Raw genomic sequence first — 16,071 nt, 5'->3', positions numbered from 1 at the left:
CATAACGAAAGTACAACATGGATATATTGATGGTGGGTGGCATCTTGCTGCTGCTCATGATGGTGCTGCTGTCGGGCGGCGTCTGGATCGCCATGACGCTGGCCATCTGCGGCTGGGTCGGTCAGGCTTTCTTCACCAGCACGGCGCCGGGCAAGAACCTGTTCTCAGCCTTCTGGGAAAGCAATGCCAGTTGGGAGCTGGCGGCCCTGCCCCTGTTCATCTGGATGGGTGAAATCCTGTTCCGGACCAAGCTCAGCGAAGAAATGTTCGAGGGCCTGCGCCCTTGGCTCAACCGGGTTCCCGGCCGCCTGATGCACACCACCATCCTGGGGTGCGGCATCTTTGGCTCGGTGTCCGGCTCGTCTGCAGCCACCTGCGCCACGATCTCGAAAGTGGCCTTGCCTGAACTGATGAAACGCGGCTACGACGAGAAGCTGGCCCTGGGCTCGCTGGCCACGGCCGGCACACTGGGCATTCTGATTCCGCCCTCGATCACCATGGTGGTGTACGCGGTGGCGGCAGATGCTTCGATCATCCGCATCTTTCTGGCTGGCTTTCTGCCGGGCTTTTTGCTGATGGGTCTGTTCTCGGGCTACATCGGCTGGTGGAGCCTGCGCCACCCCGACAAGGTGCCTGCAGCCGACCCGCCCAGCAGCTTCATGCAGAAGCTGCGCCAATCGGGCAACCTGATCCCTTGTGCGGCCCTGATCGTGTTCATCTGCTGGGTGCTGATTGCCGGCTATGCCACCGCCACCGAATGCGCAGCCTACGGCGTGATGGGCTCACTGGGCCTGGCCTTGTGGAGCCGCTCGCTGACCTGGCAGAACTTCAAGGAAGGGCTGATGGGCACCACGCGCACCAGTTGCATGATCATGTTCATCCTGGCAGGCGCCGCCTTCCTGACCAAGACCATGGCGTTCACCGGCATCCCGCGCGAGCTGGCCGAGTGGGTCGAGTCGATGCACCTGTCGCCCTTTGCGCTGATCAGCGTGCTGGTGGTGGTGTACCTGGTGTTGGGCACGGCCCTGGACGGCATCAGCATGATCGTGCTCACCAGCGCGGTGGTGCTGCCCATGATCCAGAAGGCGGGCTTCGATCTGGTCTGGTTCGGCATCTTCATTGTGCTGCTGGTTGAGATCGCCGAGGTCACGCCACCGGTGGGCTTCAACCTGTTCGTGTTGCAGAACATGACGGGCAAGGACAGCAACGTGATCGCCAAGGCCGCAATCCCCTTCTTTGCCTGCCTGGTGGTGTGCATCGTGCTGATCACAGTGTTCCCCGACATCGTCACCATCCTGCCGGATCTGGTGATGGGCAAAGAGAAATAGGCCCCCACCCGGCCTTGGGTCAACAGCCCCGCGTCGCCTTGCCCTGGCGACCTGGGGCTGTTTGCTTTGAGGCACCAGCCACGACCCTCCCCCCCATCACCTGGCATGGTTCTGGCAGTTTCTTTTTTGTTGATTCCATCCCACCTCCCGCCCGATTTCGCATGACCCAACTCATCGCCTCGCACGCCCACCCCCGCCTGAGCCCTGAGCCAGGCAACAGCCCCTTGAGCCACAACCCGGGGTCCTCAGCACCGCCGCTCCCAACCACGCGCCATGGCTTCAGCATCGGCCAGAAGCTGGGCCTGAGCTTTGGCTTGCTGGGCCTGGCGGTGGCCCTGCTGGGGGCAACCACCTGGTTGACCGGCGATGCCACCACCACCCAGGCCCAGCGTCTGGCCCAGCAACGCTGGCCGCTGGAGCGCGCTGTGCGCGACTGGAAGACCCAGTCGATCAAGCTGGGTGAACTGGCGCTGCGGGCCACGGGCTCGAACGATGTGTTTCCGGTGGCCAATGAAATGCGCAGCGAGGCGCAACATGACGATGCGCTGGTCCAATCGATTCAGCAGCAGGCGGGCAGTGCCGATGCCGCCACCCAGCAGGCGGTCGAGAGCGCCCTCAAGCAACGGACAGCCTATGTGCAACTGCGCCAACAACTGGTGCAGAACGCATTGGAGTCCAAGGTGATCAGCCAGAAGGAAATCAGCGATCACGCGGCCGTGCTGAAGAGTTACCTGACCAGCCTGGACACCTTGCTGAGCCTGTCGGAAGCCAGCGCGCGCGCCGATGCCGACAGCATGATCGCCAACGCCCAACGCGCCCAATGGATCAGCGCCATCGCCGTTGCAGCAGTGCTGTTGCTGGCTGCGGCCTGTGCCTGGCTGCTGCGCCGCTCCATCGTGCAGCCGCTGGCCGAGGCCTCGCGCGCCGCGGCCCGCGTGGCTGCGGGCGACCTGACCGTGCGCATGGACCACCAGCGCCAGGACGAGATCGGCAGCCTGCTGCAAGCCCTGAACCGGATGGTGGGCGCCCTCAACCAGGTGGTGGTGGAAGTGCGCGATGCGGGCGAGTCCATCCACACGGCCAGTGCTGAAGTGGCCCTGGGCAACCAGGACCTGAGCCAACGCACCGAGCACACCGCCAGCCGGCTGCAACAAACCGCCGCCAGCATGGACCAGCTCAGCCACATGGTCGGCACCCATGCCGAGAACACCCACCAGGCCACGGCGCTGGTGCGGGCTGCCACCGAGGTGGCCGGGCGCGGAGGGGCGGTGGTGCAGCAGGTGGTGGGCACCATGAACGAAATCCAGGCCCGCAGCCAGAAGATCGGTGAAATCGTGGGGCTGATCGACGGCATTGCCTTCCAGACCAATATCCTGGCCTTGAACGCCGCCGTCGAGGCCGCCCGGGCCGGTGAACAAGGCCGCGGCTTTGCCGTGGTGGCCGGTGAGGTGCGCAGCCTGGCCCAGCGCAGCGCCGCGGCGGCCCACGAAATCAAGCACCTGATCGGTGCCAGCGTCGAGAAGGTGCGCGACGGTACCACCCTGGTCGGCACAGCGGGTAGCACCATGAATGAGTTGGTGGCCAGCGTGCAGCAGGTGAGCGCACTGATGGCCGAAGTGAGCGCCGCCACCGCCGAGCAGACGCAGGAACTGCACCGGGTGAGTTCAGCCATCGGCGAACTGGATCAGATGACCCAGCAGAACGCCGCGTTGGTCGAACAAGGCGCCGCCGCCGCTCAGAGCCTGACCGAGCAGGCCACCCGCCTGAGCGCTTCGATGGCGCAGTTCACCCTGCAGAAAGGCCGTTGAGGCGCCCCTCAGAGGGGGCGTGTCAGGTACACCGCTTCGCGCCCCACCACCGGGGCCCGGGTGGGCATCATCACGGTGCAGTCATCGCACAGGGCCCGTATTTCGTGCGGGCCATCGCGGGCGATCAGTTCACCCTGGGCAAAGCTTTCAAAACCGACCAGGGGCCGCGTGAAGGCGAAATCAGAGGTCTGCACCAGGCAGGTCTGCAGCAATTCGAAGCGCCGGGGGGTGGGCCGTTCGCGGGCGGCCCCGTTGGGGGCCTCGACCAGGCCGAAATGGGCCAGAAAGCCCAGGGCCGCTGCGGTGGCGGTGTCGGCAGCCGACTGCCGAAAGTGCTGGCCGCATTCCACCACCAAGGCAGCGCCGGCATCGCTGGCCGCCTCGCCGTGGCGCCCGTGCTGGATCAGCGGGGTGCCCGAACCCAGGCCGCTGGGCATCACCATGTGCACCGGCGGCAAGCCCACGGCCAAGGCCACTTCAGCATTGCGCGCATAGGCGGGGTACACCCAGAAGGGCTGCACATCCTGGCTGGTCGAGTGGATGTCCAGAATATGGTCAGCGGCAGACACCACCGGCCGCAGCTCACGGGCCCGGCGCAACTCGGGGCTGTCCTCGCGGCCCTCCAGCTCGGCGGCCGACCAGACGCGGTTGAGGTTGTGCACCAACTGGCGGCTGTCGAAGGGGCGTTCGATGTCGAAGCTCTCGTAGGCGGCGACGTTGGCAAACGACACCGTCAGCGTGCCCCGCAGAGGCCGCACGCCGCTGTCCAGCAAATGAGTGGCGGCCACCATGCCGCACAACTCATTGCCGTGCGTCAGGGCATTGATCAGCACGTGCGGGCCAGGGCGGCCCGACTCGAAGCGGTGCACATAGTCAATGCCCACATTGCCTTGCCGATAGGCGCTGAGATCGCGTGGCAGCACCTCGAACAACGGTGCCGCAGACTGCTTGGAATCGTTCATGTTCAAAACCCTTGTTGACGGTGAAAACAGCGGTACTCAGCGACGGGCCTGCATGTGGTCACGTTGCGCCAGTTGCGGAAAGCCCTTGAACCACAAAGCGGCCACCAGCACGGTGCCCACCCCGCCCAGCACCACCGAACCCACCGGGCCCAGCAAGGCAGCCGTGGCCCCCGATTCGAATTCGCCCAGTTGGTTGCTGGCCCCGATGAAGACCGAGTTGACCGCACTCACGCGGCCGCGCATGGCGTCCGGGGTTTCGAGTTGGACCAGGGTCTGGCGCACCACCACGCTGACCATGTCTGCAGCACCGGAGACCGCCAGCGCCGCCAGCGACAGCCACAGGCTGGTGGACACACCGAACACCAGCGTGGCCAGACCGAACACCGCCACAGCCAGCAACAGCTTGCGCCCCACATGGCGGTCCATGGGCCAGCGCGTGAGCAGCACCGACATCAGCAGGGCGCCGGCTGCGGGCGCCGCACGCAACAGGCCCAGCCCCCAGGGTCCGACGTGCAACACGTCTTTGGCATAGATCGGCAACAGGGCCACAGCACCCCCCAGCAGCACCGCAAACAGGTCGAGTGACACCGCCCCCAGCACCACCTTGCGCTCCCAGATGAAACGAACCCCGGCCATCAGCGTGCCCAAGGACACCGGCTCCTGGGGCGGCGGGTCGTGCTCATAGTGCACCCGCAGGATCTGCACGATGCCCAAGGCGAACAGGGCCGCGCAACACAGGTACACCGCGGTGGCGCCGGCCACAAAGATCACCCCGCCCAGTGCGGGCCCGCCAATGATGGCTGCCTGCATGCCGGCTGACGAAAAAGCCATGGCCCGAGGCAGCATGGCCGGCGGCACCAGCACGGGGGTCAGGGCCTGCTGGGCGGGCATCTGGAAGGCCCGCGCCGTGCCCAGCACCACCGACAGCCACAGCAGCCAGTCGCGGCTGACCCAGCCACCCAACGTGGCCACCACCAGCACAGCAGCCACCAGGCCCTGCGCCAGCACGCAGGCGGCCACAATGCGGGCCCGGTGCACCCGGTCGGCCACATGGCCGGCCACCAGGGTCAGCAGCAATGCGGGGAGAAACTGGTACAGCCCCACCAGGCCCAGGTCCCAGGCCTGGCCCGTCAGTTCATACATCTGCCAACCCACGGCCACCATCAGCATCTGATTGCCTGTGGTGGCGCTGAGCCGCGTGAACCAGAACCGGATGAAGGCGCGCTGTTGCAACAGCTCGGAAAAACGGGGCGCGCCTGCAGCGCCGGCCCCTGCAGCCGCATTTGTCATGGGTGGCAGCATAGCAGTCAACCACCCTGTGGCGCCTAAGCAAAAACCGTTGTGCACTGCACATAAAACGCATAAAGCAGCGGCACAATGAATCTCCATGGAAGCCAATACCCAACTCAATGACCGTCGCCTGGCTGATGCCTGGGCCGAACTGCAAAACCATGCCAACAACGGCTATTCGCTTGACGAAGACGCCTACCGTCTGGCCTTCGCAGACCCGGAGTTCCTGTTGCGCCGCGAGACGCGGGGGATCCGCTTCCAGTTGGAGATGCTCAAGCCCGACCTGGCCCATGCGGCCCAGGGCATCAACAACACGGTGGTCGTGTTTGGCAGCGCCCGCTACCTGGCCCCAGACGAAGCCCAGGAAGCACTCGACAAGGCCCAGGCCGCTGGCGAACCACGGGCCATTGCCCGAGCCGTTCAGGCAGTGCGCAATTCACGCTACTACGATCTGGCCCGGCAGTTCGCCCGCCTGGTCGCCGCCGAGAGCGACAAGCGCCCCAAGGAAGACCGGCTCTACATCTGCACTGGCGGTGGCCCCGGCATCATGGAGGCCGCCAACCGTGGGGCACACGACATGGGCGCCCTGAACGTGGGGCTGAACATCGCCCTGCCCCATGAGCAAAAAGGCAACCCCTACATCTCACCCAGTCTGTGCTTCAAGTTCCACTACTTCGCACTGCGCAAAATGCACTTCATGATGCGCGCCAAGGCCCTGGTGGCGTTTCCGGGGGGCTTTGGCACGTTGGACGAACTGTTCGAAGTGCTGACCCTGGTGCAGACGCGCAAGGCCAAGCCCGTGCCCATCGTGTTGTTCGGCACCGATTACTGGAAGCGCCTGATCAACTTTGATGTGATGGTCGAAGAAGGCACCATTTCACCGGAAGACCTGGCCTTGTTCCATTTCGCCGACGAGCCGCTGCAGGCCTGGCAGCAGATCCAGGCTTTTTACGGGCTTTGAGTTGCAGGGCTTGCGCGGCAGACGGGGGGCTCGAAGCCCCACGACACCCCATCCGTCAGGGATGATGTGGCCCGCCACGCATGCCCCACGCCAATTTGGAGCCGGCGCCCACCAGCAGGCCCGAGGCCCAGAACACCGACCCCACCCCGACCAGCGCGCCGGCTGAGCCAAACAGCATGGGCATCAATACACTGGATGCATTGATGGTCATCAGCCGCAGGCCCAGCGCCTCGCCATGGCGATCGTGGGGTGTGATCTGGTGCAGGGTGCTCATGATCATGGGCTGCACCGAACCCAGGGCAAAGCCAGCCAGTACCGAGCACAGGCCCATGGCCCAGGGGCCTTGCAGCAGCGGATAAACCCCGAACAGCAAGGCCGTGGTCAACATGGCCGTCATGATCACGGCCCATTCGTGCACCCGCTCGGCAAACAGGGGCAGCAACATCCGCACGCCCGAGGCCGACACGGCAAACGCCCCAAGGATGGTGCCGATCACCGAAGCACTGAGCCCGCGCTCATGGCCCAGCAAGGGCACGACAAAGGTGTGCACATCCCAACAAGAGGACAGGCACCAGTTGATCAGCAGCAGGCGCCTGAAGCCCACGTCGCGCAACAGCTCCCAGGCCGGCCGCTGGCGGTGCTCAGGCGGTGGCTCCACGGCGGGCAGCGCCCGCACCGAACGCGACCACCACCAGGACATCAGGGGCAGGAAGGCCATCAGACCAAAGGCGGCGCGATAGCCGAAGTGATCGATCATCAGGCCGGCAAAGAAGGGCCCCACAAAATTGGACACCGCCGGCCCCAAGGACAGCCAGCTGAAGACTTTCTTGAGCTCGGTCGGCCCCTCGGCCAGGCGCCCCACATGGCGCTGCAAGGCAATGACGGCGGCCCCGGCGGCCCCCCCGGTGCACAGCGCCGCCAGGCACAAAGACGCAAAGTGCGGCCAGGCGACCGCCACAGCCGATCCCGCAAAGGACACGCCCACGCAGATGGCCAAGGGCCGGTGCAGGCCATGGCGGTCGGCAAAGCGGCCTGCGGGCAAGGCCAGAAACACCTGGGTCAGAGCGAACAGCGCCAGCAGCACCCCGACCGAGGCCGCGCTGTAGCCCTGTTGCAAGGCCAGCAAGGGTGTGGCCATGCGCATGCCCGCCATGGCGGCATGGATGCAGACCTGGGCCGTGATCAGCCGGGCCAGTTCCTGGTTGAGACGACGCTTCAAGAGGGCTCACCTCCCCCATCCAGTGCGTCTGGTGACGGCAGTGCACCGGGCTGGGCCAACTCAGGCAGCCAGCGCGCGGCCTCGGGGTCGGGCAAGGCCTCGACCTTCTTGAGGGCCCGGTTCATGACATTGCTGCGGGTCTGGGCCCGGTCCAACGTGTTGAGCACGGTCTGGGTCTGCTCCTTGACCTTGCTGAGCACCTCACCAAACTTGTTGAATTCGGTCTTGACGGCCCCCAGCACCTGCCAGACTTCGCTGGAGCGCTTCTCGAGGGCCAGTGTGCGAAACCCCATCTGCAGCGAATTGAGCATGGCCATCAGTGTGGTGGGCCCGGCCAGCGTGATGCGGTGCTCACGCTGCAAGACCTCGATCAGGCCCGGGCGGCGCAACACTTCGGCATACAGGCCTTCCGAGGGCAGGAACAGGATGGCGAAGTCGGTGGTGTGGGGGGGCTCGATGTACTTTTCTGCGATGGAGCGCGCCTCGGTGCGGATGCGCAGCTCCAGGGCCCGGGCAGCCAGTTCAGCGGCGGGCGCATCGGCACGCTGCTGGGCATCGAGCAGGCGCTCGTAATCCTCGTTGGGGAATTTGGCGTCGATCGGCAGCCACAGCGGCGCGCCATCCTCGGACCGCCCGGGCAGGCGGATGGCGAAGTCCACCGGGTTGCGGCTGCCGGGGCGGGTAACCACCTGCTCGGCGTATTGGTCGGGGGCCAGCACCTGCTCCAGCAGGGCAGCCAGTTGCGCCTCGCCGAACATGCCGCGGGTCTTGACGTTGGTGAGCAGGTGTTTGAGATCACCCACGCCCTGGGCCAGGGTCTGCATCTCGCCCAGCCCCTTGTGCACCTGATCAAGCCGATCGGCCACCTGTTTGAAGCTCTGCCCCAGGCGGGCTTCGAGGGTGCTTTGCAACTTCTCGTCGACGGTCTGACGCATCTCGTCGAGCTTGGCGGCATTGCTTTGCTGCAACTGGGCCAGCGCGGCCTCCAGGGTGGCGCGCAGCTCGCCCAGGCGACGGGCGTTGGCCTCGCTCAGGCCTTGCACCTGCTGGGCGAGGGTGTCGGTGAGCAATTTCTGCAGCAGGGTGAGTTGCTGGGCAAAGGCGTCGAGTTGGGCGTTCTGGGTGCGGGTGGCCTCGGCACCCTGGCGCAACAGGGTCTGTTGGAAGGTGGCCAACGACTGGCTCAGCTCCTGGCGGGTGCCGCGGGCACTGTCCGCCAATTCACGCCGCAGCTCACGCTCGGTGCGCTCGGCGCTGGCCGCGATGGCTTCCAACACCGCCTCGGCCGCCTGAGGGGGGCGGCGCAACAGGAGCACCAGCAGCAAGACGAGCAGGAGCCCATACAGGGCGCCGAAAATCAACAGGTCCACCATGCTGCCGGGGTCAGGCGCCCAAGACGGCCGGGTTCAGCGGGGTCAGGGGCTTGCCGTGCACCAGGTAGCCGATCAGGTTGTCGGCGGCCAGATCGGCCATGGCGCGGCGCGTCTTGATCGTGGCACTGGCGATGTGAGGCGTCAGCACCACGTTGGGCACCGTGAGCAGATCCGGGTGCACTTTGGGCTCGCCCTCAAACACGTCAAGCCCGGCAGCCGCAATGCGGCGCTCACGCAAGGCCACAGCCAGCGCGGCATCGTCAACGATGCCGCCGCGGGCGATGTTGATCAGCGTGGCACTGGGCTTCATCAAGGCCAGTTCCGGCGCGCCGATGGTGTGGTGCGAAGCGGCACTGTAGGGCACCACCAGCACCACGTGGTCGGCACGGCGCAGCAACTCTTCTTTGCCGACATAGCGGGCCTTGCACTCGGCTTCAAGCTCGGGCGACAGGCGAGAACGGTTGTGGTAGATCACGTCCATGCCAAAACCCAAAGCACCACGGCGGGCAATGCCCTGCCCGATGCGGCCCATGCCGATGATGCCCAGGGTGCTGCCATGCACTTCGGTACCGGCAAACATGTCGTAGCTCCAGCGGGTCCACTCGCCACGGCGCAGGAAGTGCTCGCTTTCGGTCACGCGGCGTGCCGTGGCCATGAGCAGGGCAAAGCCGAAATCCGCGGTGGTCTCGGTCAACACGTCGGGAGCGTTGGTGCCCAGCACGCCACGGGCCGTCATGGCGTCGACATCGAAATTGTTGAAACCCACCGCCATGTTGGCGCAGATCTTGAGGGCGGGACAAGCGGCCAGCAGCCCCTCATCAATGCGCTCGCTGCCCGTGGTGAACACACCCTGCTTGTCGGCCAGGCGGGCCTTCAGCTCCTCCGGGGTGAAAAGCACATCGGCCTGGTTGGCGTCGACCTCGAAATGGGCACTGAGGCGTTCCAGGGTTTCAGGGAAGATGGCGCGGGCCACCAGGATCTTGGGTTTGGACATGGCAATCAACGTGCGGGCTGCGGGCAGGCGGTTGGGCAAAAATGGTGCTGGCCAGGCATCAAGGCCGCCCAGCACCCCGTGGGCGTGTGGATTCAGGGCGGGGCGATCTCGAACACCTGGCGCAGGTAGGCCAGGTATTTCTCGTCGTCGCACATGTTCTTGTTGGGGCTGTCGGACAGTTTGGCCACCGGCTGGCCGTTGCAGCGGGTCATCTTGATGACGATCTGCAAGGGCTCGCAGCCCAGGTCGTTGGTCAGGTTGGTGCCGATGCCAAAGGCCAACAGGCAGCGGCCACGAAACTGCTGGTAAAGCTCGATGGTGCGCGGGATGGTCAGGCCGTCACTGAAGATCAGGGTCTTGGTGCATGGGTCGACACGGTTGTTGCGGTAGTGTTCGATCAGGCGTTCACCCCAGGCGAAGGGGTCTCCGCTGTCGTGACGTGCGCCATCGAACAGCTTGCAGAAATACATGTCGAAATCGCGCAGGAAAGCATTGATGCCGTAGACGTCGCTGAGCGCAATGCCGAGGTCACCACGGTATTCCTTGGCCCATGATTCGAACCCGAACACCTGGCTGTCGCGCAGACGTGGCCCCAGGGCCTGGCAGGCCTGCAGGTACTCGTGGGCCATGGTGCCCAGCGGGGTGATGCCCAGGCGCATGGCGGCCAGCACGTTGCTGGTGCCCGCGAACTGATGACTCAGGCGGCTGTTCAGCACGCGCAGCACTTCTTCGTGCCAAGCCCGCGAAAAGCGGCGCCGGGTCCCGTAGTCGGCAATCTTGAGGTTGGACAGGCCTTCACCTTGCAACTGGGCGATCTTCACGTCGAGGCGGCGGCGCCCCTCCGGAAAGTCGGGTACGGGCTGGGTGTTGCGAAAGTAGACCTCGTTGACGATGGCCAGCACCGGGATCTCGAACAGGATGGTGTGCAGCCAGGGCCCGCGGATCGTGATGTCGATCTCGTCGCTGGGCAGCGGCGTGATGGTGATGTACTTTTCATTGAGCCGGAACAGGCCCAGAAAATCGACAAAGTCGCTCTTGATGAAACGCATCGAGCGCAGGTAGGCCAGTTCGGCATCCTGGAACTGCAGGCTGCACAGCGAGCGGATCTCGTCGCGGATCTCGTTGGCGTAGCGCGCAAGGTTGACGCCAGGATTGCGGCACTTGAACCGGTACTCGACCTGAGCCCCCGGAAACTGGTGCAGCACCACCTGCATCATGGTGAACTTGTACAGGTCGGTGTCGAGAAGGCTGGTGATGATCATGGTGTGTCGCGGCTGGCCTGCCGCAGCGGTTCGGGGTGCGCCGGGTGGAAGGCCACGGTGCACAGCGGGGAATCTGTCTCTGTTGTCTTGAGGGGCTCGAGGCCCTTGCCAACCCTCATTGTGGCACCTGCAGGAGAGCCTGCGCCGAGTGGGCCTGCGCGATGGGCAAAGGCAGGCTTGCCGAGCGGCGAATGCCTGCGGCGACTCTGCCGTCCCTCAACGCTTCAAGCCAGTCAGGACCGCACGCAAGGGCTCGGGCACAGGCACCGGACGGCGGGTCTCCCGGTCGACGTAGACGTGCACAAAATGCCCCTTGGCCGCACACAAGGCTTCGCCCTCGGCAAACAAGCCCACCTCATAGCGCACACTGGAGCTGCCCAGCCGGGCGACACGGATGCCAGCCTCGATGTTCTGCGGGAAAGCCAGGGGCGCAAAGTAGTTGCACTGGGTCTCGATCACCAGACCGATGGTGCTGCCGGCATGGATGTCGAGCACCCCCTGCTCGATCAAGTAGGCGTTGACCGCGGTGTCAAACCAACTGTAGTAGACGACGTTGTTGACGTGGCCGTAAACGTCGTTGTCCATCCAGCGGGTGGTGATGGTGCGAAAGGCGGCGTAGGCACTGCGGGGCTCAGGGCTGGGCCGGGCCGCAGCGGTGGGGTTGGCATCGGTGTTCATCGCCGACGATTTTGCCAGCGCGCATGAAATTGCGCAGCCACATGGTAAGTGTTGAACTGGGCACGGACTGTGGTCTGCAGATCGTGGCCGTAACCACCGCCCATGGCAAAGGCCAGGGGCAGGCCACGCTCGAAAGCCCAGCTGAACACCCTGCGGTCACGGGCCTCCAGACCATCATGGCTCAACTTGAGGCGCCCCAGACGATCGCCCTCATGTGGGTCGGCACCGGCCAGGTACAGCACAAAACCCGGATCAAAGCGGTGTTCCACCTCCTGCAAGGCGTGCTCCAGGGCCTGCAGGTACTCATCGTCGCGACAGCCGTCTGGCAGGTCCACATCGAGATCTCCGGGAACCTTGCGAAACGGAAAGTTCTTTTCGCCGTGCAGCGAGAGGGTGAAGACCGTCGGATCGTCCCGAAAAATGGCCGCCGTGCCATTGCCCTGGTGCACATCCAGATCAATCACCAGCACCTGCAGTGCGCGCCTGGAGCGCCGGAACCATTCGGCCTGCATCAGACGGGCGGCCACCGCCAGATCGTTGAACACACAGAACCCGCCGCCCTGCGCCACCCCGGCGTGATGCGTCCCCCCGGCCAGGTTGGCGGCAATGCCCTCCGAAAAAGCCATGCGGCTGGCGGCCACCGTGGCACCGACCGAGCGACGCGAACGTTCGGCCATGGCCTCGCTCCAGGGAAAACCGATCTCGCGCTGAGCCGCCGCCGAGAGGCTGCCCGTCTGCACGGCGTCGACATAGGCCGGATCGTGGGCCAGGGCCAGTTCGCCATCGGTCGCCCGAGGTGCCTCGCACAGCACCACCTCGGGCAACTCGTCCACCAGACGGTCCCTGAGCAAGCGATATTTCTGCATTGGGAAGCGGTGCCCTTCGGGCAATGGCAGGACAAAGTGATCCGCGTAGAAGGCTTGCATGAAACGTTGGTGTCCGATGTGAGTAATTAGAAAATGAGATCTAAATTGTTGCAACGCAGCAAAAAACACTTGCCAAGGCGAATTAGCACCCGCATACTTCAACCCATGCTGCACTGCAACATGACTAAGTCGGTTCAGGGCAGAGGAAATTCCAATTCACATTTTTTAATAGGAGTCCCTATGTCTCTGACCACTGAACAAATCCTGGCTGCTCACAAGGCCAACGTTGAAACCCTGTTCGGCCTGACCACCAAGGCTTTCGAAGGCATCGAAAAGCTGGTTGAACTGAACGTGACCGCCTCGCGCGCTGCTCTGCAAGAAGCCGCCAGCCACACCCAAGCCGTGCTGAACGTCAAGGACGCCCAAGAACTGCTGGCTCTGCAAGCCAGCCTGTTCCAGCCCCTGGCTGAGAAGACCGCTGCTTACAGCCGTCATCTGTACGACATCGCTTCGGGCACCGGCGCCGAGTTCGGCAAGGCCGTCGAATCCAAGACCAGCGAAGTTCAAAAGTCGTTCGTGGGTCTGGTGGACAACGCCTCCAAGAACGCCCCCGCCGGCTCTGAAACCGCCGTGGCCGTGATCAAGAGCGCTGTGGCTGCTGCCAACAACGCTTTTGAATCGGTGCAAAAGGCCGTCAAGCAAGCTTCCGACGTGGCTGAAGCCAACTTCAACGCCGTGGCTGCCACCGCTGTGAACGCCGCCAAGACCGGCACCACCGCTGCCAAGAAGCGTTGATGGTTCTCCGCTGGCGCAAGCCAGCGGGACCACAGAATTCGGAGCCTGGTTTCGCAGTTGTCTCCTCGGGTCTTTTCGATGCCTTCGGCTCAGGGATCCATTCAAAGCCCAGTCAGTGACTGGGCTTTTTTTGTGCATTGATCCCTCCCGCAGCAACACCATTCAGGGCTGACGGGCCATTGCCAACGCCGCCTTCAAGCCTGGCAAAGCCTGCTGCATGGCCAGACGGCCTGCCTCAATGGAGCGGCGACGAGCGCCAAAATCGGCGCTCTTCACGCCCGACAATGCCGGCCGAACCACCAGGTCGGCCTCCTTGAGCTCCCAGTTGTTGATGCTCTTGGACATGATGGCAAAGGTTTGCAGCAGGATCTGCAGCGAGTCATTGGCCTGATTGCCCTCAGGCGGGCTGGAGATGTCCACAGCCACCACGTAGGTGGCCCCCATCTGCCGGGCGTAGCGCACGGGCACAGGCGACACCAGCCCGCCATCCACATAATCATGACCCCCAATGCTCACCGGCTGGAAGACCGACGGCACAGCACTTGATGCACGCACCGCCGTGCCTGTGTTACCTCGGCGGAACAACACGCCCTGCCCGGTCTGCAGATCGGTCGCCACAACGCCCAGCGGCAGTTTCATGTCCTCGATCGAGCGATTGCCCAGCAAGCCGTTCACATACCGTGCGAGGGCTTCGCCCTTGAGCATGCCCCGGCTGAACAAGGGCAGCGTCCAGTCGGTGATAGCCGCTTCTTCCATGGTTTCAGCCACCTGCTGCATCTGGGGCCCGGTCTTGCCGCTGGCATAAAGCGCGGCCACAACACTGCCCGCCGACGTACCCACCACCAGATCAGGCTTGATGCCCGCTTCTTCCAGCACCTGAATCACGCCAATGTGGGCAAAACCGCGGGCCGCCCCCCCTCCCAAAGCCAGACCGACCTTCAGGGGAGGACGGGGTGGCGGCTCTGGGACAGCGGGCGGCACAGGCAAAGTGCTGCCGTCACTGCGGGCAGTGCCTGGTTTGATTTCAGGCGCCGTCGAACAGGCGGCCAGCAACAGCGCGGCACACAGGCCGAGCACCCCGCAACGGGCGCGCGCAGGCACGGCCTGCATCAAGGCATTCAAGACAGATTTCATGGAAAGATTCAAAACGAACAGATGCAAACGAGCCCATCAAGCGCACAGGACGCGTCATCAGGGCAAGCCCGGCATTGTGCCGTCAAGAACTTGCCCGCAGGGTTGGCAATGCCATAATTGACGTTTACGTAAACGTCACTCATCACTTCCCATCAAGGAGACAACATGCAGATCAAGGATCGGGTTTTCATCGTCACGGGCGGCGCCTCGGGTTTGGGCGGAGGCACAGCACGCATGCTGGCTGCCAACGGCGCAACCGTGGTCATTGCCGATATGCAAGCCGACAAAGGCGAAGCGGTGGCACGCGAAATCGGTGGTGCCTTTGTCAAATGCGACGTCAGCCAGGAGGCCGATGGCCAAGCCGTGGTGGCCAAAGCCACCTCTTTGGGCAAGTTGGTGGGACTGGTGAACTGCGCAGGCATCGCCCCCGCTGAAAAGACCGTTGGCAAAAATGGCCCCCACGCCTTGGCCGTCTACTCCAAGACCATCATGGTCAACCTGGTCGGCACGTTCAACATGATCCGCCTGGCGGCCGATGCCATGTGCAAGAACGAACCCGAATCCACCGGAGAACGTGGGGTGCTCATCTCGACGGCTTCTGTGGCGGCATACGACGGGCAGATCGGCCAAGCTGCGTACAGCGCTTCCAAGGGTGGCGTGGTCGGCATGACCCTTCCGATCGCGCGCGACCTGGCACGCAATGGCATCCGCAACATGACCATCGCCCCAGGCATTTTCGGCACCCCCATGCTGTTCGGCATGCCACAAGAAGTGCAAGATGCCCTGGCCGCCAGCGTGCCCTTCCCTTCTCGCTTGGGCACACCCAATGACTACGCCCGCCTGGCCCAGCACATCATTGAGAACGACATGCTCAATGGTGAAGTGATCCGACTCGACGGTGCGATTCGCCTGGCCCCACGCTGAGTGGCTTGCCTGCCAGACCGGGTAACCAAGCAATCCGGCCTGAACGACTCAACAAAAGTCGCTGCGCTGGATGGCATGCCATCAGCGCAGGCCAGCATCAAGCACTGAAGGGTCACGTCGATAGAACAGCAGAAATAAAAAAAGGGTCACAGACGAATCTGTGACCCTTTTCAGGTTTGGCGGAGTGGACGGGACTCGAACCCGCGACCCCCGGCGTGACAGGCCGGTATTCTAACCAACTGAACTACCACTCCTGGCAGACAGCTTTTGCGCTCTGCGAACAGAGCCAAGTGCTGCAAACTTGGCGACCCTACGGGGATTCGAACCCCGGTACTCACCGTGAAAGGGTGATGTCCTAGGCCTCTAGACGATAGGGTCAAACCTTGGACTAACCGAAATTGGTGGAGGTAAACGGGATCGAACCGATGACCTCTTGCATGCCATGCAAGCGCTCTCCCAGCTGAGCTATACCCCCAA

14 protein-coding genes and 3 tRNA genes are annotated in these 16,071 nt (G+C 64.0%); 5 read left to right on the top strand and 12 right to left on the bottom strand.

Translation table 11 applies throughout. The features are described from left to right. Positions 1-17 precede the first annotated feature (17 nt). The gene (locus AC07PT_RS09130; RefSeq protein ID WP_492347000.1) at positions 18-1,328 is read left to right on the top strand and encodes a TRAP transporter large permease; all 1,311 of its coding nucleotides are present in this window, start codon (positions 18-20) and stop codon (positions 1,326-1,328) included. A 161-nt stretch (positions 1,329-1,489) separates the two neighbouring features. Further along, entirely contained in the window at positions 1,490-3,136 is a 1,647-nt protein-coding gene (locus AC07PT_RS09125) for a methyl-accepting chemotaxis protein (protein WP_494656489.1), read from the top strand. 8 nt (positions 3,137-3,144) lie between these two features. Here the strand turns inward: AC07PT_RS09125 and AC07PT_RS09120 are convergent, their stop codons facing one another. Together AC07PT_RS09120 and AC07PT_RS09115 are read right to left on the bottom strand one after the other, a co-directional pair. Further along, positions 3,145-4,098, bottom strand: a complete 954-nt coding sequence (locus AC07PT_RS09120; protein ID WP_494656488.1) for a M14 family metallopeptidase — start codon at positions 4,096-4,098, stop codon at positions 3,145-3,147. Positions 4,099-4,134: 36 nt separating this feature from the next. Then, positions 4,135-5,388, bottom strand: a complete 1,254-nt coding sequence (locus tag AC07PT_RS09115; protein ID WP_157443661.1) for an MFS transporter — start codon at positions 5,386-5,388, stop codon at positions 4,135-4,137. A 97-nt stretch (positions 5,389-5,485) separates the two neighbouring features. Here AC07PT_RS09115 and AC07PT_RS09110 point away from each other — a divergent pair, with 97 nt between their 5' ends. Next, positions 5,486-6,349 carry an LOG family protein gene (locus tag AC07PT_RS09110; RefSeq protein WP_492346997.1) on the top strand — a complete coding sequence of 288 codons (864 nt, stop codon included), beginning with the start codon at positions 5,486-5,488 and terminating at the stop codon, positions 6,347-6,349. Positions 6,350-6,404: 55 nt separating this feature from the next. Here AC07PT_RS09110 and AC07PT_RS09105 read toward each other — a convergent pair whose 3' ends face one another. The 6 genes from AC07PT_RS09105 to AC07PT_RS09080 all read right to left on the bottom strand — a co-directional run bounded on the left by AC07PT_RS09105 (position 6,405) and on the right by AC07PT_RS09080 (position 12,801). After that, positions 6,405-7,568, bottom strand: a complete 1,164-nt coding sequence (locus AC07PT_RS09105) for an MFS transporter (protein ID WP_494656487.1) — start codon at positions 7,566-7,568, stop codon at positions 6,405-6,407. Next, entirely contained in the window at positions 7,565-8,941 is a 1,377-nt protein-coding gene (locus AC07PT_RS09100) for a DNA recombination protein RmuC (RefSeq protein WP_492346995.1), read from the bottom strand. Before AC07PT_RS09100 ends, AC07PT_RS09105 begins: the two co-directional genes overlap by 4 nt. Positions 8,942-8,951: 10 nt before the next feature. Continuing rightward, positions 8,952-9,935 carry a 2-hydroxyacid dehydrogenase gene (locus tag AC07PT_RS09095; RefSeq protein WP_492346994.1) on the bottom strand — a complete coding sequence of 328 codons (984 nt, stop codon included), beginning with the start codon at positions 9,933-9,935 and terminating at the stop codon, positions 8,952-8,954. A 92-nt stretch (positions 9,936-10,027) separates the two neighbouring features. Beyond that, the gene (gene pncB / locus AC07PT_RS09090; RefSeq protein WP_492346993.1) at positions 10,028-11,197 is read right to left on the bottom strand and encodes a nicotinate phosphoribosyltransferase; all 1,170 of its coding nucleotides are present in this window, start codon (positions 11,195-11,197) and stop codon (positions 10,028-10,030) included. Between the two features lie 216 nt (positions 11,198-11,413). Then, positions 11,414-11,875, bottom strand: coding sequence for an acyl-CoA thioesterase (locus AC07PT_RS09085; RefSeq protein ID WP_492346992.1), 462 nt, complete (start codon positions 11,873-11,875; stop codon positions 11,414-11,416). Then, a complete protein-coding gene (locus tag AC07PT_RS09080; protein WP_492346991.1) occupies positions 11,872-12,801 on the bottom strand; it encodes a histone deacetylase family protein in 930 nt (309 codons plus the stop codon). The genes AC07PT_RS09085 and AC07PT_RS09080 overlap by 4 nt, the downstream gene beginning before the upstream one ends. Before the next feature lie 180 nt (positions 12,802-12,981). Here AC07PT_RS09080 and AC07PT_RS09075 point away from each other — a divergent pair, with 180 nt between their 5' ends. After that, on the top strand, positions 12,982-13,536 hold the full coding sequence (locus AC07PT_RS09075; protein ID WP_492346990.1) for a phasin family protein: 555 nt from the start codon (positions 12,982-12,984) through the stop codon (positions 13,534-13,536). 162 nt (positions 13,537-13,698) lie between these two features. Here AC07PT_RS09075 and AC07PT_RS09070 read toward each other — a convergent pair whose 3' ends face one another. Beyond that, the gene (locus tag AC07PT_RS09070; protein ID WP_494656527.1) at positions 13,699-14,646 is read right to left on the bottom strand and encodes a patatin-like phospholipase family protein; all 948 of its coding nucleotides are present in this window, start codon (positions 14,644-14,646) and stop codon (positions 13,699-13,701) included. Positions 14,647-14,835: 189 nt separating this feature from the next. Between AC07PT_RS09070 and AC07PT_RS09065 the strand changes: the two genes are divergently transcribed. Next, positions 14,836-15,594 (top strand): 3-hydroxyacyl-CoA dehydrogenase, encoded by a 759-nt coding sequence (locus tag AC07PT_RS09065; protein ID WP_494656486.1) that lies wholly within the window; start codon positions 14,836-14,838, stop codon positions 15,592-15,594. 177 nt (positions 15,595-15,771) lie between these two features. On the opposite strand, the gene AC07PT_RS09060 is transcribed toward AC07PT_RS09065, so the two are convergent. The 3 genes from AC07PT_RS09060 to AC07PT_RS09050 all read right to left on the bottom strand — a co-directional run bounded on the left by AC07PT_RS09060 (position 15,772) and on the right by AC07PT_RS09050 (position 16,069). Beyond that, positions 15,772-15,848, bottom strand: a tRNA-Asp gene (locus AC07PT_RS09060). Positions 15,849-15,896: 48 nt separating this feature from the next. Further along, positions 15,897-15,972, bottom strand: a tRNA-Glu gene (locus AC07PT_RS09055). 21 nt (positions 15,973-15,993) lie between these two features. After that, positions 15,994-16,069 (bottom strand) — tRNA-Ala (locus AC07PT_RS09050). Between the last annotated feature and the right edge of the window lie 2 nt (positions 16,070-16,071).

The sequence above is a fragment of the Curvibacter sp. GW821-FHT09D12 genome (genome assembly GCF_059416245.1).
Note: the sequence above shows the minus strand (reverse complement) of the source record. Positions and strands in the feature narration are given on the sequence as shown.

Coding starts and splice junctions, on each gene's coding strand:
- AC07PT_RS09130 (WP_492347000.1), top strand. CDS start 18: ATGGATATATTGATGGTGGGTGGCATCTTGCTGCTGCTCATGATGGTG.
- AC07PT_RS09125 (WP_494656489.1), top strand. CDS start 1,490: ATGACCCAACTCATCGCCTCGCACGCCCACCCCCGCCTGAGCCCTGAG.
- AC07PT_RS09120 (WP_494656488.1), bottom strand. CDS start 4,098: ATGAACGATTCCAAGCAGTCTGCGGCACCGTTGTTCGAGGTGCTGCCA.
- AC07PT_RS09115 (WP_157443661.1), bottom strand. CDS start 5,388: ATGACAAATGCGGCTGCAGGGGCCGGCGCTGCAGGCGCGCCCCGTTTT.
- AC07PT_RS09110 (WP_492346997.1), top strand. CDS start 5,486: ATGGAAGCCAATACCCAACTCAATGACCGTCGCCTGGCTGATGCCTGG.
- AC07PT_RS09100 (WP_492346995.1), bottom strand. CDS start 8,941: ATGGTGGACCTGTTGATTTTCGGCGCCCTGTATGGGCTCCTGCTCGTC.
- AC07PT_RS09095 (WP_492346994.1), bottom strand. CDS start 9,935: ATGTCCAAACCCAAGATCCTGGTGGCCCGCGCCATCTTCCCTGAAACC.
- pncB (WP_492346993.1), bottom strand. CDS start 11,197: ATGATCATCACCAGCCTTCTCGACACCGACCTGTACAAGTTCACCATG.
- AC07PT_RS09085 (WP_492346992.1), bottom strand. CDS start 11,875: ATGAACACCGATGCCAACCCCACCGCTGCGGCCCGGCCCAGCCCTGAG.
- AC07PT_RS09080 (WP_492346991.1), bottom strand. CDS start 12,801: ATGCAAGCCTTCTACGCGGATCACTTTGTCCTGCCATTGCCCGAAGGG.
- AC07PT_RS09075 (WP_492346990.1), top strand. CDS start 12,982: ATGTCTCTGACCACTGAACAAATCCTGGCTGCTCACAAGGCCAACGTT.
- AC07PT_RS09070 (WP_494656527.1), bottom strand. CDS start 14,646: ATGCAGGCCGTGCCTGCGCGCGCCCGTTGCGGGGTGCTCGGCCTGTGT.
- AC07PT_RS09065 (WP_494656486.1), top strand. CDS start 14,836: ATGCAGATCAAGGATCGGGTTTTCATCGTCACGGGCGGCGCCTCGGGT.